This window comes from Streptomyces pseudovenezuelae (assembly GCF_001513955.1).
Classification (GTDB): Bacteria; Actinomycetota; Actinomycetes; order Streptomycetales; family Streptomycetaceae; genus Streptomyces; species Streptomyces pseudovenezuelae.
The window spans coordinates 967,011-985,177 of sequence record NZ_KQ948144.1 but is presented as its reverse complement, the minus strand read 5'-3'; the positions used below and the strand labels follow the sequence as shown (position 1 = coordinate 985,177).

Here is an 18,167-nt window from a genome sequence, read left to right as displayed (position 1 = left end):
TCCGCACACCCCCGCCCAGAACACAGACGACCGCCACCCCCTCAGCCATCCCCCCACCAGCCCACGCCCGCCCGCCCCGCAGCCCCACCACGGACCCGCCCACCCCGCACCCCCTCCCCCGCCCCGATTCGAGCCGCCCCGCAGACCGCCCACCCGTCGTCACGGCCGCTCCCGCCCTCCTGTGACCGAGCCGCCCGTCAGTGCGAGGCGTCGCCCCCTTAGGCTGCCCGTACCGGACGACTGGAAGGAACGCCCATGGCCGTGGCGCCCAAGCCCGAGATCCTCGCCGCCTTCGAGGCCGCGAAGGGGTTCATGCCCCTGGGCGAGGGGCTGGCCCTCTACGAGGCCGCCCTGGACGCCGGGCGGCTCGGGCTGCCGCTGCTGGAGGTCGGTACGTACTGCGGCCGGTCCGCGATTCTGCTCGGGGCCGCGGCTCGTGAGGCCGGTGTCGTCGCGCTGACCCTCGATCACCACCGCGGCAGCGAGGAGCAGCAGCCGGGGTGGGAGTACCACGATCCGGAGACCGTGGACCCCGAGCTCGGGGTGATGGACACGCTGCCGACCTTCCGCAGGACCCTGTACCGGGCCGGGCTGGAGGAGCACGTGGTCGCGCTCGTCGGACGGTCGCCGCAGATCGCGAAGGTCTGGGGGACTCCGCTCGGGCTCGTCTTCGTCGACGGCGGCCACACCGACGAGCACGCGAACGCCGACTACGAGGGCTGGGCCCCGCACGTGGCCGAGGGCGGGCTGCTCGTCATCCATGACGTGTTCCCGGAACCGGAGGACGAGTTCACCGGTCAGGCGCCCTACCGGATCTACCTCCGGGCCCTCGGCTCCGGCGCCTTCACGGAGGTCTCCGCGACCGACTCGCTGCGGGTACTGCGGCGGACGCGGGCGGGGATCCGGGAGCAGGGTTAGAGTCGGGATCGTGTCGTACGCAGGCCCTGAATTCGGTTCCCCCCAGCCCCGCCGTCCCCGGCGCCGCCCGCTGGCCGTCGCCCTCGCCGTGCTCGTGCCGGGCGCGCTGCTCGGGTGGCTGCTGTACGAGGGAGTGGGCGGGGCGGCCGACGGCAACGGAACGGCGGCCGGGGCGAGTCCGCGGGTGAGCGCTCCGCCGACCGTCTCCTCCACCACCGCCGAGGACAAGAAGCCGCTCGGCTCGCTCCGGGGCAAGGTCGTCGTCATCGACCCCGGGCACAACCTGACCAACTTCCGGCACCCGGCCGAGATCAACCGCAAGGTGGACATCGGCACGGGCCGCAAGGAGTGCGACACCACCGGGACGTCCACCAACTCCGGTTACGCGGAGGCCAAGTTCACCCTCGACGTCGCCCACCGGCTGCGCACCCTGCTGCAGCGGCAGGGCGCGACGGTGAAACTGACGCAGGACGGCGACCGGCCCTACGGCCCCTGTGTGGACGAGCGGGCCAGGATCGGCAACCGGGCGAAGGCCGACGCGGTGGTGTCGATCCACGCGGACGGCGCCGGCGCCGGGCAGCGCGGCTACCACGTGATCCTCCCGGGCCGTGTCCACCGGGGCATCGCGGACACCCGGCGGATCGTCGCCCCCTCCGCCGTGCTCGGCAAGAGCATCGCGCACGACTTCCGACGCGCGACGGGCACCGCCCCCTCCAACTACGTCGGTGACGGCACCGGCCTCGACACCCGCACGGACCTGGGCGGCCTCAACCTGTCGACGGTCCCCAAGGTGTTCATCGAATGCGCCAACATGCGCGACAGCAAGGACGCGGCGCTGCTCACCAGCGGGGCCTGGCGGCAGAGAGCCGCGCAAGGAATCTCTGAGGGAATCGTGAGTTTCCTGCGCGGGTGACGATCAGCGCGTGGATCCCGACGTACGCTCCGCCCGGCCGGACGATAGGGTCTACCGACGACGAGACGACCTACGAAGGACTTGAAGTGAATATCCGCTCCCTCACTCGAGGCGACGGCGTGGTGATCGGTGCAGCGGTGTTGCTGTTCATCGCGTCGTTCCTTGATCTGTACTCGGTCGACGGAGTCTCCGACGACGCCGATCTCCCCAGCGCCTGGGCAAGCGGTCCGGTCGTGATGGGCGTTGTTCTCGCGGGCATCATCGGCGCCGCCCTCGTCGTCCTGTCGCGCCTGTCCCAACTGCCCAAGGTGGCGGGCCTCGACCTCGGCCAGGTCGGCGCCGCGTTCACGGTCTTCGCCGCCTGGAGCGCGCTCGGCAACGTCTTCGACCCGCTGAGCGCCGCGGACTACGGCTCCAGTTCGAACACCGTCAGCGCCGGCGTCGGCCTGATCCTCGCTCTCGTCGCCACCCTGGTCATGGCCGCGGCCGCCATCGCCACCCCCCTGGTCCCCGCCCTCCAGGTCGGTCTCGTCCCGGCCCCCAAGCCGTCCCAGCCGCAGCCCTACGGCGCCCAGCCGCCCGGTGGTTACGGCTACCCGGGCGCCCAGCAGCCCGGACAGCAGGGGCAGCAGGGGCAGCAGCCGTACGGCGGGCAGCCGCAGCCGGGGCAGCCCTTCGGCGGGCAGCCGCAGCCGCAGCCGCAGGCCCCGCAGCCGCCGGCCGCGGAGTTCTCGCCGTTCTGGTTCGCCGTGCCGGTGCCGCGTCCGCTGTTCGCGGAGGACGGTTCGCCGACGCCGATCGCCGAACTCGCGCCCGGTACCTGGTACCTGGCGGTCGAGCAGCGCGGTCCGAGTCTGGTCGCCCAGACGCAGGACGGCCGCCGTGGCGTGCTCCAGGACACCAGCGGTATCCAGCGCGGCTGAGTCCTTCCAGGTCGCAGGACGGCCCCTCGCCCTTCCGGGCGGGGGGCCGTTGCCGTACATTCGCGAGCGGTCCCGAAGAACTGACAGACCGTCAGGAGGCGTCGTGCGACTCGGCCTTGCGCTCGGTTACTGGGGCCGTGGCCCCTCCCCCGACCATGTGCCGCTGGCCCAGGAGGCGGAGCGGCTCGGCTACCACTCGGTGTGGACGGCCGAGTCGTGGGGCTCGGACGCGTTCACCCCGCTCACCTGGATCGCGGCACACACGTCGACGATCAGGCTGGGTACGGCGGTTGCGCAGATGGCCGCCCGGTCACCGACCACCACCGCCATGCACGCCCTCACCCTGGACCATCTCTCCGGCGGGCGGGTCATGCTCGGGCTCGGACTGTCCGGGCCCCAGGTCGTCGAGGGCTGGTACGGCCGTCCGTTCCCCAAGTCGCCGCTGACCGCGACCCGGGAGTACGTCGACGTCGTACGGCAGGTGCTGAGGCGCGAGGCACCGGTCGAGGTGCACGGCCGCTTCCACTCGCACCCCTACCGAGGCCCCGACGGCACCGGGCTCGGCAAGGCGCTCAAGCCGATCACCCATCCCCTGCGCGCCGATCTGCCGATCCTCCTGGGTGCCGAGGGGCCGAAGAACGTCGCCCAGACCACCCGGATCGCCGACGGCTGGCTGCCGCTGTACTGGTCGCCCAACCGGCCCGAGGTCTACGGCGACTCGCTCGCCGGGGCCCCGGAGGGTTTCCTCGTCGCCCCCATGGCCCAGGTGCGGGTCTGCGACGACGTGGCCGAGGGGCTGCTGCCCGTCAAGACGATGCTCGGCTTCTACATCGGCGGAATGGGCCACGCGGCCCGCAACTTCCACGCGGACCTGATGGCCCGTATGGGATACGAGGGCGAAGCCCGCCGGATCCAGCGGCTGTTCCTCGAAGGCCGGCGCGAGGAGGCCGTGCTCGCCGTGCCGGACGCGTTCGCCGACGAGATCTCCCTGGTCGGACCGCGCGAACGCATCGCGGAGCGGCTGGAGTCGTGGCGCAAGGGACCGGTGACAGACCTGCTGGCGCTGGCCCCGGACCGGCAGTCGCTGCGGGTGCTGGCGGAGCTCACCGCATGACGCCAGGTTTCGGCCGAGAATTCCCGGCCATTCGAACACCATGTCCACTCATACGCGCCGTGGTGCCAACTCAGCCGGGACGGTCATAGCGGTCGTCGCCGACATCATGGCCCTCATCCTGGGCCTGTGGATCCTGATGTACCTGCTGGACGCCAACCGTGCGAACGACTTCGTGCAGTTCATCCACGACGCCGCTCGCTGGCTCGCCGGCTGGTCCTACGACCTCTTCACCTTCGACGAAGCCTGGGCCCGAGTGGTCGCGGGCTACGGACTGGCAGCGGTGGTCTACCTGTTCGTGGGCCACGCGATCGCCAACCGGGCCCACCGCCACTGAGCGCTCCGCTGCGGGGGTGCCGTCATCGTCTACGGCGCCCTCGTGGCTGGTCGCGCAGTTCCCCGCGCCCCTTGAGGGCGCTACCGAACCCCGCGATCTCAGGCGCAGCAGTCCGGGTCCAGTCCCAGGGGCAGGCGCTCCCCGCCGAACACCGCGCAGGTGGCCTCGTGGCCGCCCAGCGCGGCGACGGCGAGCAGCAGCGACCCCGCCGTCCAGGTGGTCAGCTCCTGCGGCCACACCGCCCCGTCCTCGAACACGAACCCCGTCCAGTACAACCCGCTGTCCGCGTCCCGCAGATGCTGGATCGACTGGAGGATCTCCAGGGCCCGGTCGGACTCGCCCGTGATCCACAGGGCCAGGGCGAGTTCGGCGGACTCCCCGCCCGTCACCCACGGGTTGGGGACGACACAGCGCACCCCGAGACCGGGTACGACGAACCGCTCCCAGCCGTCCTCGATACGGGACTTGGCCTCCGCACCGGTCAACGCCCCGCCCAGGACCGGGTAGTACCAGTCCATGGAGTAGCGGTTCTTGTCGAGGAAGCGTTCGGGGTGCCGGCGGATCGCGTGCCGCAGCCCGCCGACCGCCAACTCCCAGTCGGGCTGCGGCTCCTCACGCTGTTCGGCGATCGCGAGCGCGCACCGCAGCGCGTGATGGATCGAGGAGGACCCGGTGAGCAGCCCGTCGGCGACGGGCGTGCCGTCGTCCTCCCGCTTCCACCCGATCTGCCCGCCCGGCTGCTGGAGCCCCAGGACGAACTCCGTCGCCGCGTACACCGTCGGCCACATCCGGTCGAGGAACGTGTCGTCGCCGGTGGACAGGTAGTGGTGCCACACGCCTACGGCTATGTAGGCGACGAAGTTGGTCTCGCGCCCGCGGTCGGTGACCTCCGCGAAGTGCCCGTCCTGGTACGCGGCGTACCAGGAACCGTCCTCGTTCTGGTGCCGCGCGAGCCACTCGTAGGCCCGCTCGGCCGCCTCGTGCTCGCCCGCCGCGTCCAATGCCATCGCGGCCTCGGTGTGGTCCCACGGGTCGAGGTGGTGGCCGCGGAACCACGGGATCGCCCCGTCCGCCCGCTGCACGGCCAGGATCCCGGCGACGGTCGCGGCGGCCTGCCCGGCGGTGAGGACCCCGGGCAGGACGAGGTGTTCTGTCCGGGAAGTGGTCACGAGCCGGCCACCCGCGGCAGGTGCGGCTTGGTCGCGTAGGCCACGAAGCTCTTGCCGATCAGCGGGTTGAGCGCCTGTTCGGCGACCCGGGTGGCCAGCGGTTTCTTCATGATGTCCCAGACCAGCAGCTTGTGGTACGCCTGCACCGGCAGCGCCTTGTCGTTGTCGACGCCGAACGCGCACTTCAGCCACCAGTACGGGGAGTGCAGGGCGTGCGCGTGATGGGTGCCGTAGGGCTTCAGGCCGGCTTCGCGGATCTTCGCGAGCAGTTCGTCCGCCTTGTAGATGCGGATGTGGCCGCCCTCGACCTCGTGGTAGGCGTCGGACAGGGCCCAGCAGACCTTCTCGGGGCCGTAGCGCGGGACGGTGACGGCGATCCGGCCGCCGGGCCTCAGCACCCGGACCATCTCGGCGAGTACGCCCTTGTCGTCCGGGATGTGCTCCATGACCTCGGAGATGATCACGACGTCGAAGGACTCGTCGGGGAAGGGCAGGGCCAGCGCGTCGCCCTCCATGGCCGTCGCGGTGGCGCCCTCGGGGGCCTCCCCGGCCTCCTTCATCGCCGCGAACCACTTGGCGACCTCGCGGATTTCGTCGGCGTTCTGGTCCAGGGCCACGACCTGCGCACCGCGCCGGTAGCACTCGAAGGCGTGCCGGCCGGCCCCGCACCCGAGGTCCAGGACGCGGTCGCCCGGCGCGAGCGGGAACCTGGAGAAGTCGACGGTCAGCACGTGGCCCTGCTTTCGGGATAGACACCGGTGTCTGTGGTGGGGAGTGCGGGGGCGCCGCCCTGGGCGGCCGCGGAGCGGTCGGGAAGCGGGGCGGCGGAGCCGGTGATCGCCTCGCGGTACCTGGACACCGTGCCCTCGGCGGCCTTCGCCCAGGTGAACCTCGTCAGTACGCGCTCACGGCCGGCCCGACCCAGGCGGACCCGGAGTTCGGGGTCGCCGAGCAGTCGGCTCAGGCCCGTCGCCAGCGCGCCGGAGTCGCCCGGCGGCACCGCGAGGCAGGTCTCGCCGTCGCGGCCGGCGACCTCGGGGATCGCGCCGCCCGTGGTGGCCACCAGCGGGGTGCCGGTCGCCATGGCCTCGGCGGCCGGCAGGGAGAAGCCCTCGTAGAGCGACGGTACGCAGGCGACCTCCGCCGAGCGGACCAGGTCGACCAGTTCGGCGTCCGAGATGCCCTTGACGAAGTCGACGGCGCCTTCGAGGCCGTAGCGCTCGATGGCGACGGCGACCGGGCCCTCGGCCGGACGCTTGCCCACGACGACCACGTGCGCGCCGGGGTGTTCCGTGCGCACCTTCGCCAGTGCCTCGATCAGGAAGACCAGGCCCTTGAGGGGGACGTCCGCGCTGGAGGTCGTGACGATCCTGCCCGGCACCACCGGCACCGAGGGATCCGGCTTGAACAGGTCCGTGTCGGCGCCGACATGGACGACGTGGATACGGTCCTCGCGGACGCCCAGGTGGTCGACGATCTCCTGGCGGGAGGTGCCGGAGACGGTGAGGACCGAGGGGAGGCGGCGGGCCACCCGCTTCTGCATCCGGGTGAAGGCGTACCAGCGGCGCTTGGACAGCCGCTGCTGCCAGCCCTCGGCCGCGTCCAGCTCCAACTGCCGGTCCACGGTGATGGGGTGGTGGATGGTGGTCACCAGCGGCGCGCCCACGTCGCCCAGCAGGCCGTAGCCGAGGGTCTGGTTGTCGTGGATCACGTCGAACTCACCGCTGCGGGCCCGGAGATGGCGTCGGGCCCGCAGGGAGAAGGTGAGCGGTTCGGGGAAGCCGCCGGTCCACATCGTGGCGACTTCCACCGCGTCGATCCAGTCCCGGTACTCGTCGCGGTGGGGGGTGCGGAAGGGGTCCGGGGAGCGGTACAGGTCGAGGCTGGGCAACTCCGTGAGCGGCACGCCCTCGTCGAGGACGGGGTACGGCTGGGAGCCGATGACCTCGACGCGGTGGCCGAGGCGGGCCAGTTCGCGGGAGAGGTGCCGGGTGTAGACCCCCTGGCCCCCGCAGAACGGGTTCCCCTTATAGGTGAGGAGCGCGATACGGAGCGGTCGCTCGCCGTCGGCGGCCAGGTCCTCGGAAGACCCCGCCTGACTGGCCTCAGCGGTCACTCTGGGCCCCCTTCTGCCTGCACTGTCCCGCGAGATTACGACGAGACGGTAATCTAGAACAAGTTTCAGACTTGATCGTTCAGGAGGCTCTGAATCTACCGGCAGGTAGGGGCCCTGTGAGCGGTGGATCGGGTGATTCACGCCACGGCCGGCGCCCTGTCATGCTGAGTGATCACACCCCCTCACTGACTGTCACGGAACCCAAGGTGGACAAGGTGGCCAAGCCGCCCAGAGTGGAAGCCGGTCCCGCGCGACACGACGCGCCGCCGCTGACGGAGCGGCAGGAGGCGCGGCGCCGCCGCATCCTGCACGCGAGCGCGCAGCTGGCGAGCCGGGGCGGGTTCGACGCGGTGCAGATGCGGGAGGTCGCGGAGTCCTCTCAGGTGGCGCTCGGCACCCTCTACCGCTACTTCCCGTCCAAGATCCATCTGCTGGTCGCCACCATGCAGGACCAGCTGGAACACATGCACGGCACGCTCCGCAAGAAGCCGCCGCAGGGCGAGACGGCGGCCGAGCGGGTCGCGGAGACCCTGATGCGGGCCTTCCGCGCCCTGCAGCGCGAACCGCATCTCGCGGACGCGATGGTCAGGGCGCTGACCTTCGCGGACCGCAGCGTGAGCCCGGAGGTCGACCAGGTCTCCCACCAGACGACACTGATCGTCCTCGACGCCATGGGCCTCCAGGACCCGTCCCCCGAGCAGCTCTCCGCGGTCCGCGTCATCGAGCACACCTGGCACTCGGCCCTGATCACCTGGCTCTCGGGCCGCGCCTCCATCGCCCAGGTGAAGATCGACATCGAGACGGTGTGCCGCCTGATCGACCTGACGGAACCCCGGCCCTGACCGACGGCCACGAGACGGGCCCTTCTCGCCGGACATGGTCCGGATCAGGTCCCGGGGGCCACCGCCGGGCCGGCCCACCGGGGTTCGGTCACCGGGCCTTCCCACCAGGCTTCGGTCGCCGGGCCGACCCACCGGGCTTCGGTCACCGAGCCGACCCGGCGCGTCACGCTCGTGGAGAGCGATGAACAGGTCACCGTCCTCGACGCGTCGGTGCACCATCTGCCGGCCCGCCGGGACTGGGAGATCGACCGCGTCTTCGTCCGCAAGGGCGGCAAGGGCGGGGCGTTCCGGCGCAAGGGCGAGGCCCTGACCGTCGAGTGGTCCGCCGTCACCGGCTTCACGCTGGAGGAGCACGGACAGGGCGCGGAGAGCAACTTGTTCCGGGGAGTGATCCCCAGAGACAGCCCCGAAAGCCCCCGCTGCCGTCCTCCCAGCTTCCCCGCGATCCCCCGCAGCGCGGCCCCCGCCGGGGAGTCCGGGTCGCTCAGGACGACCGGCTTGCCCTCGTCGCCGCCTTCGCGCAGACGTACGTCGATCGGGATGGAGCCGAGGACCGGGACCGTCGCACCCGTCGTGCGGGTGAGGCCGTCCGCGACCGTCTGGCCGCCGCCCGTGCCGAAGACGTCACCATCTCGCCGCAGCGCGGGCAGGGCAGCACCGGGCTTCGATCACCGCGCCGACCCACCGGGCTTCGGTCACCGCACCGACCCACCGGGCTTCGGCCACCGCACCTCCCCACCCAGCTTCGATCGCCGCGCCTCCCCTCCGGGCTTCGGTCACCGCGCCGACCCACCGGGCTTCGATCGCCGCACCGGCCCACCGGACTTCGACCACCGCACCTCCCCACCCGGCCTCGGCCTCGCAGCCCCGCCGTCGGCGTCGACCCCCGTGGATCGCGGGCCCGGGGTCCTACTCCTCCGGCGGGAACACCGGTTCCTCGCTCCCCAGGAGCGTGATCATGATGGCTTCCACCGGGCAGTTCTCGGCCGCGGCCAGGACCTTCTCGCTGGCGTCGGTCTCCGGGTCTGCGGGGTGGGACTGGCGGGCGGCGTCCAGCCGGAAACCGTCGGGGGCGGTGTGGACGCACTGGGCGGAGCCGATGCACAGGGAGCGGTCGACCTCGACGTGCCAGCGGTCCCCCGCTCCCACGCCCGACTCGGCTCGCACGGGATGTACCTCCATCCGCTCACGCCTCCCAGCCGGCCGGAAGGTGGATCATCTTGTGCTCCAGGTACTCGCCGTATCCTTCCGGGCCGAACTCCCGCCCCACACCGGAGTTCTTGTAGCCGCCGAAGGGGCCGAGCATGTCGAGGCTGAAGGTGTTGACGTTGTACGTGCCGGTGCGGACCTGCTTCGCGACCTCGATGCCGCGCTCGACGTCGGCCGTCCACACGCTGCCGGAGAGGCCGTAGTCCGAGTCGTTGGCGATCTTGACCGCCTCGGACTCGTCGCCGTAGGGCAGCAGGCAGATCACCGGGCCGAAGATCTCCTCACGCGCGATCCGCATCGAGTTGTCGACGTCACCGAAGAGCGTCGGCTCCACGTACCAGCCCCGGTCCAGGCCGGCCGGACGGCCGCCGCCGGTGAGGATCTTGGCGCCCTCCTCCTGACCGATCCTGATGTAGTCGAGGTTGCGGCGCTGCTGGCGCTCGGCGACCAGCGGGCCGACCTGGGTGGCGGGGTCGAGCGGATCGCCGACGACCAGTGCGCTCGCCGCCGCGGCAAGGGCCTCGGCGAACTCGTCGTAGCGGGAGCGGGGCAGCAGGATGCGGGTCTGGGCCACGCAGGCCTGTCCGTTGTTCATCCAGGCGGACGGGACGATCCCGGCGACGGCCGCCTCGACGTCCGCGTCCGGGAGGACCACGGCCGCCGACTTGCCGCCCAACTCCAGTGTCACGCGCGTGAGGTTGCGGGCGGCGACCTCCATCACCCGCTTGCCCGCGCCCACCGAGCCGGTGAAGGAGACTTTGTCGATCCCCGGGTGCCCGACCAGGTACTCGCTGACCTCGCGGTCGGCCGGGAGGATGGACAGGACGCCCTCCGGCAGCCCGGCCTCCTTGGTGATCTCGGCCAGGATGTAGGCGTCCAGCGGTGACTCGGGCGACGGCTTGAGCACCACCGTGCAGCCGGTGAGCAGCGCGGGCGCGAGCTTGGCGGCGGCGACGAACTGCGGGACGTTCCAAGGGACTACGGCCGCCACGACCCCGACCGGTTCACGGCGCACGAGGATGCGGCCGAGGACTCCGTCGCGCGTCTCCTCGTAGGTGAAGTTCCGGGCGACCGTGATCGCCGAGTCCCAGACCATCATCGCGCCGAGGGCCTGCGCGAGGACGCTCCAGGAGTACGGGGAGCCGTTCTCGGAGGAGATCACGCGGGCGATCTCCTCGTGCCGTACCGCGATCGCGTCCTTGATCCTTGTGACGACCTCGATGCGCTCGTCGAGCGACATCCGGGGCCAGGGCCCCTCGTCGAAGGCGGTGCGTGCGGCGGCGACCGCCGCGTCGACGTCCGCGCGCGAGGCGTGCGGCACCCGTCCGATGACCTCCTGGGTGTGCGGGGAGATCACCTCGATGACGTCCTCGCCCAGGGGGTCGGTCAACTCCCCGCCGATGAACAGCTGTCCGTGTTCCACGAGCTCGGCCATGGCGAACGCCTCCCAGGGCGGCTTGCTGACGAACCATCAGATATGGAACTGATACCAGTTCCCCCCGGAGGAGTCCACGGGCCGTGCGCCACGGCTCTTGGTCACCTCGGGCTACCGTCGAAACGCGTTCTAGTTATAGTGACGTGGACGCGGTGATTGGGGAACTCATGGCGCAGGTGCACGACCACGGCGGCGGTGTCCGGTCCGTCCGGGTACCGATCCCCGACAACCCTCTCGGCCACACGCTCGTGTACGTCGTCGAGACCGACCGCGGCCCGGTGCTGGTCGACACCGGGTGGGACGACCCGGCCTCCTGGGACACCCTCGCCGAGGGACTGACGGCGTGCGGGACCGACGCCGGCGAAATCCACGGGGTCGTCATCACCCACCACCACCCCGATCACCACGGCCTCTCCGGGCAGGTGCGCGAGGCCTCCGGCGCCTGGATCGCGATGCACGCGGCGGACTCCGCGATCGTGCGGCGCACCCGGGAGACCCGGGCCGAGCGCTGGTTCACCTACATGGCCGCCAAGTTGGCGGCCGCGGGCGCCCCCGAGGAGCACACCGCTCCCCTACGCACCGCCCGCCGCCGTGAACTCCCGGGCTTCTCCCCCGCGTTGCCGGACCGCGAGATCGTCCCCGGCGAACTCCTCGACCTCCCCGGCCGCAGACTCCGCGCGATCTGGACCCCCGGACACACCCCCGGCCATGTCTGCCTGCACCTGGAGGAGGAGCATCCCTCCCGGCTCCCGGGGCACGGGCGGCTGTTCTCCGGCGACCATCTGCTGCCCGAGATCACGCCGCACATCGGCCTGTACGAGGACCCCGACGACGCCACCGTGACCGATCCCCTCGGCGACTACCTCGACTCCCTGGAACGCGTCGGGCGGCTCGCCCCCGCCGAGGTCCTCCCCGCCCACCAGCACGTCTTCACCGACGCGAGTGCCCGGGTGCGGGAGTTGCTCGCCCACCACGAGGACCGCCTCACCGGCCTGCGCTCCCTCCTCGCCCGGCCCCTCACCCCCTGGCAGCTCGCCGAGCGCATGGAGTGGAACCGGCCCTGGGACCAGATCCCCTACGGATCACGGAACATCGCGGTCTCGGAGGCGGAGGCGCACCTGCGGCGGCTGGTGAAGCTGGGGCGGGCGGAGGCGGTGACGGGCAGCGATCCGGTGACGTACGTGGCTGTCTGACCTGGTCGGGGGGCGTCGCCGTTGCTCCACAGGCGGCCACGGCCGCTTTCCTACGGGCGAGTACAGTAGCCAGGTCGTCATCACACCCGTACAGGGGAAAGCCGGTGCAATTCCGGCGCTGACCCGCAACCGTGATCCGCTCCCGGCAGAGCGGTGAGCCGGACTGCCCCGTACGGTTCGTGACCGGCTCACGCGCATCGGCAACCGGCCGGTGTGCGGCACCGTCGAGGTATACGGAGCCGAGCCGCCCGGGGTCCTCCCGTGCTGCCCGGCTCTCCGCAGCGAGAAGGGCACCCGCCGATCATGAACGTCCGCCGCAGCGCCGCGGTCCTGGCCGCCACCGCCGTGATCGGCGCGGCCGCACCCGCCGTCGCCGCCTCGCCGTCCCCGTCGCCGTCCCTGCCCTCGGGGCTGTACGGCAGCGGCGACCCCACCTACGACGGGGTCTGGCGGCAGTCGTTCGCGCTCATCGCCCTGCACCGGGTGCACGCGGAGCCCGCGGCCTCGGCCGTCGACTGGCTGGCCGGGCAGCAGTGCGCGAACGGGGCGTTCCCGGCGTACCGCGCGCAGCCGGCCAAGGCCTGCGACGCCAAGCTGATGGTCGACACCAACAGCACGGCCGCGGCCACCCAGGCCCTGTCCGCGGTCGGCGGGCACGGCGGCGCGGTCACGAAGGCGGTGAACTGGCTGAAATCCGTCCAGAACAAGGACGGCGGCTGGGGCTACACCCCCGGTGGGGCCAGCGACGCCAACTCGACGTCCGTGGTCATCGGCGCGCTCGCCACCCAGGACGTCCCCGTCCCGCAGGTCCGCACCGGCGGGAAGTCGCCCTACGACGCCCTGTTGAAGCTGTCCCTGCCGTGTGCCGACGGGGGCGCCTTCGCCTACCAGCCGGACAAGAAGGGCAAGCTCAGGGCCAACGCGGACGCGACGGCGGCGGCTGTCGTCGCCGCGCGCGGAACGGGCCCGCTGACGGCGAGGGCCGGCACCCCGAGCGAGAGCACCTGCGCCGACGCCCCGGACCTCACCCCTGCGAAGGCCGCGGCCAACGGCGCCTCCTTCCTCGCCGCGGCGGTCGCGAAGGACGGCTACCTGAAGTCCGCCCTCCCCGGTGCCGAGAATCAGCCCGACTACGGCAACACGGCGGACGCGGTCGTCGCGCTCGCCGTACAGGGCGGTCCCGAGGCCGCGCGGGGGCCCCTGACGTGGCTGGAGCGGAACTCCGCGAAGTGGGCCCGGCAGAACGGCCCGGCGGCCTACGCCCAGCTGATCCTCGCCGCCGAGGCGGCCGGCACCGATCCGGGCGACTTCGGCGGCACGGACCTGGTGAAGCAGCTGACCGCGACGGGACCGGCGCCGGTCACCGCCTCCCACGACGACGACTCCGGCAGCTCCGTGTGGTGGGTGGTCGGCGCGGGTCTCGCCGCCGGGGCGGGCATCGGTTTCCTCCTGAGCGGCCGCAACAAGAGGAAGCGGCCGTGACCCGCCGGGCGGTCGTCCTCTCCCTCCTGACGGGCCTGTTCCTCACCGCCATGAGCCCGGCCCACGCCACCGGCTACCGCTACTGGTCGTTCTGGGACCGCACCGCGGGGACCTGGACCTACGCCACCCAGGGCCCCTCCACCACGGTCCCCTCCGACGGCGACGTCCAGGGCTTCCGCTTCGCCGTGAGCGAGGACTCGGCGGACGCGGTCAAGCCCCGCGGGACGGCGTCGTTCACGGCGATCTGCGCGCACACCCCGGCCCGGGACGGCCACAAGCGCGTGGCACTGGTCATCGACTTCGGTACGGCCGCGGACGCCCCGTCCGGCGAGAAGCCCCCGGCGAGCCGCACCGAGTGCGCGGTGACACCCCGCGAGGCGACCACGGCGGACGTCCTGGCGGCCGTGGCCGGACCCCTGCGCTACGACTCCAACGCGCTGTTGTGCGCGATCGCGGCGTACCCGGAGACGGGCTGCGGGGAGCAGACGTCAGGGAAGGCGAAGGGGGCGGAGAAGGCAAAGGAGCCGGAGGAGAAGGACAAGGGCCCGTCCGTGGGCCTGCTCGCGGGCCTGGCGGCGGTCGCCGTCCTGGGAGCGGCGGCGGTGTGGCAGACGAGGCGGCGCAGGAATGCCCCGTAGCTCGCCCCCCGGCTCGTCTGCCCGGCCCGCGCCGCTGCACCCCGGGGCCTGGTGGCTCTGGTCCCTCTCCCTCGGGATCGCGGCCACCCGCACCACCAACCCCCTCCTTCTCGCCCTGCTCGTCGTCGTCTCCGCCTACGTGGTGGCGACCTGCCGCCGCCCGACCCCCTGGTCCCACTCCTACTCGGCGTTCCTCAGACTCGCCCTCGCCGTGCTCCTGGTCCGTCTCCTGTTCACGGTCGTCCTCGGCTCCCCCATCCCGGGCACCCATGTGCTGGTCACCCTCCCCGAACTCCCCCTGCCCGACTGGTCGCAGGGCATCCGCCTGGGGGGCAGGCTCACCGCGGAGGCCCTCGTCTTCGCCCTCTACGACGGTCTGAAGCTGGCCACCCTGCTGATCTGCGTCGGCGCGGCGAACGCCCTCGCCAATCCCCACCGGCTCCTCAAGTCCCTCCCCGGCGCCCTCTACGAACTCGGTGTGGCCGTGGTGGTGGCCCTGACCTTCGCCCCCCATCTCATCGCCGACGTGCAACGCCTGCGCGCCGCCCGCCGCCTCCGGGGCCGCCCGGACACCGGCGTCCGCGGTCTCCTCCAGGTCGGACTCCCGGTCCTGGAGGGCGCGCTGGAACGCTCGGTCGCCCTGGCCGCGGCGATGGACGCCCGCGGCTACGGCCGTACGGCCGAGGTCCCGCCCGGGGTCCGCCGTACCACCACCGCGCTCACCCTCGGCGGTCTGCTCGGCGTCTGCGCGGGAACGTACGGACTCCTCACCGCCGAGGGCGGCACCTACGGCGTCCCCGTGCTCCTCGCCGGTCTCGCCGCCGCCCTCGCGGGTCTGCGGCTGGGCGGCCGCCGCACCCCGCGCACCCGCTACCGCCCGGACCGCTGGAACGCCCGGTCCCTGCTGGTCGCCGGTTCGGGCGCGGCCGTGGCGGCGGCGATGTTCCTCGCGAGCGTCACCGACCCGGTCGCCCTGCACCCCGGCGTGGTGCCGCTCGTCGCCCCCGTCCTCCCCCTCCGGCCGGCCGCGGCGGTCCTCGTGGGCCTGCTGCCGGCCTTCCTCGCCCCCGCCCCCAAGGAGCCGTCGTGATCCGCTTCGAGGATGTCTCCGTCACGTACGACGGGGCGTGCGAACCCACCGTCCAGGGCGTCGACTTCGAGGTGCCCGAGGGTGAACTCGTACTGCTCGTGGGCCCCTCGGGGGTCGGCAAGTCCACGGTGCTCGGCGCGGTCGGCGGGCTCGTCCCGCACTTCACCGGCGGCACCCTGCGCGGCCGGGTCACGGTGGCCGGCCGCGACACCCGCACCCACAAGCCGCGTGAACTGGCCGACGTGGTCGGCACGGTGGGCCAGGACCCGCTGTCGCACTTCGTGACGGACACCGTGGAGGACGAACTCGCCTACGGCATGGAGTCGTTGGGTCTGCCGCCGGCGGTGATGCGCCGCCGGGTGGAGGAGACCCTGGACCTGCTCGGCCTGGCTTCCCTGCGCGACCGCCCCCTGGCCACGCTCTCCGGGGGCCAGCAGCAGCGCGTGGCGATCGGCTCGGTCCTCACCCCGCATCCCGACGTCCTGGTCCTGGACGAACCGACCTCGGCCCTGGACCCAGCGGCGGCGGAGGAGGTCCTGGCGGTCCTCCAGCGACTGGTCCACGACCTGGGCACCACGATCCTCATGGCCGAACACCGCCTGGAACGTGTCGTCCAGTACGCCGACCAGGTGGCCCTCCTGCCCGCCCGCGGGCACGCGCCGCTCCTCGGCACCCCGGCCGAGATGATGGCCGTGTCGCCGGTGTGCCCGCCGGTGGTGGACCTGGGGCGCCTGGCGGGCTGGTCCCCTCTGCCGCTGACGGTGCGGGACGCGCGCCGCAGGGCGGGGGAACTGAGGGAGCGGCTGGCCGGGCGAGCGCCCACGGACATCGCACCCGCGGCCGCCGACGGCGGGACCGCTCCCCGGGAGAACCGGGCCGAAGGCCGGACGGCCGGACGGCTCCGCCGCCGCACACCGGCCGCCCCCGTCCCCGCGCACCCCGCCGAAGTCCGCTCCCTCTCCGTCCGCCGAGCCCATGTCCAGGCCCTGCGCGACATCGACCTCACCGTCCGCCCGGGCGAGACCGTCGCCCTCATGGGCCGCAACGGCGCCGGCAAGTCCACGCTCCTCAACGCCCTGGTCGGCCTCCTCGAACCCTCCGCCGGAACCGTCCACGTCGGCGGCGCCCAGCCCCATCGGACGACCCCGCGGGACCTCGTCCGCCGGGCCGGTCTCGTCCCGCAGGAACCCCGGGACCTCCTGTACGCCGACACGGTCGCCGCCGAGTGCCGGGCCGCCGACCATGACGCCGGCGCCGCGGCAGGCACCTGCCGCGCACTGGTCGACGACCTCCTTCCCGGCGTGAGCGACGACACCCACCCCCGCGATCTCTCCGAAGGCCAGCGGCTCGCCCTCGCGCTCGCCGTGGTGCTGACCGCCCGGCCGCCCCTGCTGCTCCTCGACGAGCCGACCCGCGGCCTGGACTACGCGGCGAAGGCCCGCCTCGTCGGCCTGCTCAGGGAGCTCGCCGCCGCCGGTCACGCGATCATGCTGGCCACCCACGACGTGGAACTCGCCGCCGAGCTCGCCCACCGGGTGATCCTGCTGGCCGAGGGCGAGGTGATCGCCGACGGCCCGGCGGCGGACGTCATCACGTCCTCCCCCTCTTTCGCCCCGCAGGTCAGCAAGATCCTCGCCCCCCAGCGGTGGCTCACCGTCGCCGAGGTGCGGAAGGCCCTGTCATGACCCGTGACCCCCTCATGACCCGGACGCCCGTCCCGACCCGGACTCCCCTCACGACCCGGGCCGTCCGCCTCGGCCCCCGCTCCCTGCTCACCCTCGCCCTGGTCAGTGCCGTGGGTGTCGCCGCCTTCGGCTGGCCCTTCCTCGCCCCGCCCACCTCCCAGGTCGGCATCCACACCCAGGACGCCCCCTGGCTCTTCGCCGGACTGCTCGTCCTCCTCGTCGCCGTCGTCGCGGCGGCGATCGCGGAGTCGGGCCTGGGCCCCAAGGCCGTGGCGATGCTCGGCGTCCTGGCCGCGACCGGCGCCGCCCTCAGGCCGATCGGCGCGGGCACCGCCGGCATCGAGCCGATGTTCTTCCTCATGGTGCTCAGCGGCCGCGTGCTCGGCCCGGGGTTCGGCTTCGTGCTCGGCAACGTCACGATGTTCGCGTCCGCCCTGCTCACGGGCGGGGTGGGGCCGTGGATGCCGTTCCAGATGCTGGCGATGGGCTGGTTCACGATGGGCGCGGGCCTGCTGCCGGTGCCCGCCCGCGCGCGGGGACGTACCGAAGTCCGGCTTCTGGCCGCCTACGGCTTCTTCGCCGCCTTCGCCTACGGCACGGTCATGAACATGGCCGACTGGCCCTTTCTGGGCGCCCTCGCCTCGGACATCGCCTTCGACCCGCACGCCGGGGTCCCCGCCAACCTGGCCCGGTTCCTCGCGTACTGCGTGGCCACGTCCCTCGGCTGGGACCTCGGGCGGGCCGTGGTCACCGTGGTCCTGACGCTCACCCTCGGCCCGGCCCTCCTCAGGGCGCTGCGCCGGGCCACCCGCCGCGCGGCCTTCGAGGCCCAGGTCACATTCGAGGCGCCCGGGCGGTGAAGCGCCCCACATGACCCAGCTCACCTACTAAGCGGAACAGTAGGAACATTTCCGACATAACACCCATCGCGCACCCCCTCCGACCTGCGCTTTGAGAGCCGGATCACAGAGTCGCCCTTTCACGGCGATTCGACCACAACTAGTAAAAGGGGTCATTGCGGACGCCTTCCGGGCCTGTTTCTCTGGACGACGTCGCACGGCGCCGACAAGCCCACGGGCCTCGGCGCCTACGCATGTCCCCCGGGA

17 protein-coding genes and 2 pseudogenes are annotated in these 18,167 nt (G+C 72.6%); 13 read left to right on the top strand and 6 right to left on the bottom strand.

Annotated features, from left to right (window positions below; genetic code table 11):
* The first annotated feature begins 255 nt into the window (after positions 1-255).
* The 5 genes from AQI94_RS04310 (at position 256) to AQI94_RS04290 (ending at position 4,202) form a co-directional block, all read left to right on the top strand.
* Positions 256-918 (top strand): class I SAM-dependent methyltransferase, encoded by a 663-nt coding sequence (locus AQI94_RS04310; protein ID WP_031050226.1) that lies wholly within the window; start codon positions 256-258, stop codon positions 916-918.
* Positions 919-928: 10 nt separating this feature from the next.
* Positions 929-1,831: an N-acetylmuramoyl-L-alanine amidase gene (locus AQI94_RS04305; protein WP_031050231.1), complete on the top strand. Its 903-nt coding sequence runs from the start codon at positions 929-931 to the stop codon at positions 1,829-1,831.
* Between the two features lie 86 nt (positions 1,832-1,917).
* Positions 1,918-2,754: a DUF5336 domain-containing protein gene (locus tag AQI94_RS04300; protein ID WP_031050236.1), complete on the top strand. Its 837-nt coding sequence runs from the start codon at positions 1,918-1,920 to the stop codon at positions 2,752-2,754.
* A 103-nt stretch (positions 2,755-2,857) separates the two neighbouring features.
* Entirely contained in the window at positions 2,858-3,868 is a 1,011-nt protein-coding gene (locus tag AQI94_RS04295; RefSeq protein ID WP_031050239.1) for an LLM class F420-dependent oxidoreductase, read from the top strand.
* A 40-nt stretch (positions 3,869-3,908) separates the two neighbouring features.
* Entirely contained in the window at positions 3,909-4,202 is a 294-nt protein-coding gene (locus AQI94_RS04290; protein ID WP_028807437.1) for a hypothetical protein, read from the top strand.
* A gap of 98 nt (positions 4,203-4,300) precedes the next feature.
* Here AQI94_RS04290 and AQI94_RS04285 read toward each other — a convergent pair whose 3' ends face one another.
* The 3 genes from AQI94_RS04285 to AQI94_RS04275 are packed head-to-tail and all read right to left on the bottom strand — an operon-like array spanning position 4,301 to position 7,487.
* Positions 4,301-5,371, bottom strand: coding sequence for a prenyltransferase/squalene oxidase repeat-containing protein (locus tag AQI94_RS04285; RefSeq protein WP_031050245.1), 1,071 nt, complete (start codon positions 5,369-5,371; stop codon positions 4,301-4,303).
* A complete protein-coding gene (locus AQI94_RS04280) occupies positions 5,368-6,102 on the bottom strand; it encodes a class I SAM-dependent methyltransferase (RefSeq protein ID WP_031050248.1) in 735 nt (244 codons plus the stop codon). Before AQI94_RS04280 ends, AQI94_RS04285 begins: the two co-directional genes overlap by 4 nt.
* A complete protein-coding gene (locus AQI94_RS04275; RefSeq protein ID WP_031050251.1) occupies positions 6,096-7,487 on the bottom strand; it encodes a glycosyltransferase family 4 protein in 1,392 nt (463 codons plus the stop codon). Before AQI94_RS04275 ends, AQI94_RS04280 begins: the two co-directional genes overlap by 7 nt.
* Before the next feature lie 161 nt (positions 7,488-7,648).
* Here AQI94_RS04275 and AQI94_RS04270 point away from each other — a divergent pair, with 161 nt between their 5' ends.
* Both AQI94_RS04270 and AQI94_RS45470 read left to right on the top strand, forming a co-directional pair.
* Entirely contained in the window at positions 7,649-8,329 is a 681-nt protein-coding gene (locus AQI94_RS04270) for a TetR family transcriptional regulator (protein ID WP_051832426.1), read from the top strand.
* 156 nt (positions 8,330-8,485) lie between these two features.
* Positions 8,486-8,731: pseudogene (locus AQI94_RS45470) on the top strand (magnesium transporter); the annotation flags it as partial.
* Here the strand turns inward: AQI94_RS45470 and AQI94_RS42490 are convergent.
* The 3 genes and pseudogenes from AQI94_RS42490 to AQI94_RS04260 form a co-directional block, all read right to left on the bottom strand.
* Positions 8,704-8,984: pseudogene (locus tag AQI94_RS42490) on the bottom strand (P-loop NTPase); the annotation flags it as partial. The pseudogenes AQI94_RS45470 and AQI94_RS42490 overlap by 28 nt on opposite strands.
* Positions 8,985-9,238: 254 nt before the next feature.
* Complete coding sequence (locus AQI94_RS04265; RefSeq protein WP_051833021.1) at positions 9,239-9,511, bottom strand: ferredoxin; 273 nt, start codon at positions 9,509-9,511, stop codon at positions 9,239-9,241.
* 4 nt (positions 9,512-9,515) lie between these two features.
* Positions 9,516-10,973: an aldehyde dehydrogenase gene (locus AQI94_RS04260; RefSeq protein ID WP_031060460.1), complete on the bottom strand. Its 1,458-nt coding sequence runs from the start codon at positions 10,971-10,973 to the stop codon at positions 9,516-9,518.
* Positions 10,974-11,140: 167 nt separating this feature from the next.
* Between AQI94_RS04260 and AQI94_RS04255 the strand changes: the two genes are divergently transcribed.
* From AQI94_RS04255 to AQI94_RS04230, 6 genes are all read left to right on the top strand, one after another.
* The gene (locus AQI94_RS04255; protein ID WP_031060458.1) at positions 11,141-12,166 is read left to right on the top strand and encodes an MBL fold metallo-hydrolase; all 1,026 of its coding nucleotides are present in this window, start codon (positions 11,141-11,143) and stop codon (positions 12,164-12,166) included.
* A gap of 303 nt (positions 12,167-12,469) precedes the next feature.
* A complete protein-coding gene (locus AQI94_RS04250; protein ID WP_031060454.1) occupies positions 12,470-13,648 on the top strand; it encodes a prenyltransferase/squalene oxidase repeat-containing protein in 1,179 nt (392 codons plus the stop codon).
* Complete coding sequence (locus AQI94_RS04245) at positions 13,645-14,286, top strand: SCO2322 family protein (RefSeq protein ID WP_031060443.1); 642 nt, start codon at positions 13,645-13,647, stop codon at positions 14,284-14,286. The genes AQI94_RS04250 and AQI94_RS04245 overlap by 4 nt, the downstream gene beginning before the upstream one ends.
* Positions 14,276-15,376, top strand: a complete 1,101-nt coding sequence (locus AQI94_RS04240; RefSeq protein WP_031060440.1) for an energy-coupling factor transporter transmembrane component T — start codon at positions 14,276-14,278, stop codon at positions 15,374-15,376. Before AQI94_RS04245 ends, AQI94_RS04240 begins: the two co-directional genes overlap by 11 nt.
* Positions 15,373-17,061, top strand: a complete 1,689-nt coding sequence (locus tag AQI94_RS04235) for an ABC transporter ATP-binding protein (RefSeq protein WP_031060438.1) — start codon at positions 15,373-15,375, stop codon at positions 17,059-17,061. The genes AQI94_RS04240 and AQI94_RS04235 overlap by 4 nt, the downstream gene beginning before the upstream one ends.
* Positions 17,058-17,921, top strand: a complete 864-nt coding sequence (locus AQI94_RS04230; protein ID WP_031060436.1) for an ECF transporter S component — start codon at positions 17,058-17,060, stop codon at positions 17,919-17,921. The genes AQI94_RS04235 and AQI94_RS04230 overlap by 4 nt, the downstream gene beginning before the upstream one ends.
* Positions 17,922-18,167 lie beyond the last annotated feature (246 nt).

Bases quoted from the DNA above. Each gene is read 5' to 3' on its own strand.
- AQI94_RS04290 (WP_028807437.1), top strand. From the start codon at position 3,909: ATGTCCACTCATACGCGCCGTGGTGCCAACTCAGCCGGGACGGTCATA.
- AQI94_RS04265 (WP_051833021.1), bottom strand. From the start codon at position 9,511: ATGGAGGTACATCCCGTGCGAGCCGAGTCGGGCGTGGGAGCGGGGGAC.
- AQI94_RS04230 (WP_031060436.1), top strand. From the start codon at position 17,058: ATGACCCGTGACCCCCTCATGACCCGGACGCCCGTCCCGACCCGGACT.
- AQI94_RS04260 (WP_031060460.1), bottom strand. From the start codon at position 10,973: ATGGCCGAGCTCGTGGAACACGGACAGCTGTTCATCGGCGGGGAGTTG.
- AQI94_RS04240 (WP_031060440.1), top strand. From the start codon at position 14,276: ATGCCCCGTAGCTCGCCCCCCGGCTCGTCTGCCCGGCCCGCGCCGCTG.
- AQI94_RS04270 (WP_051832426.1), top strand. From the start codon at position 7,649: ATGCTGAGTGATCACACCCCCTCACTGACTGTCACGGAACCCAAGGTG.
- AQI94_RS04310 (WP_031050226.1), top strand. From the start codon at position 256: ATGGCCGTGGCGCCCAAGCCCGAGATCCTCGCCGCCTTCGAGGCCGCG.
- AQI94_RS04250 (WP_031060454.1), top strand. From the start codon at position 12,470: ATGAACGTCCGCCGCAGCGCCGCGGTCCTGGCCGCCACCGCCGTGATC.
- AQI94_RS04255 (WP_031060458.1), top strand. From the start codon at position 11,141: ATGGCGCAGGTGCACGACCACGGCGGCGGTGTCCGGTCCGTCCGGGTA.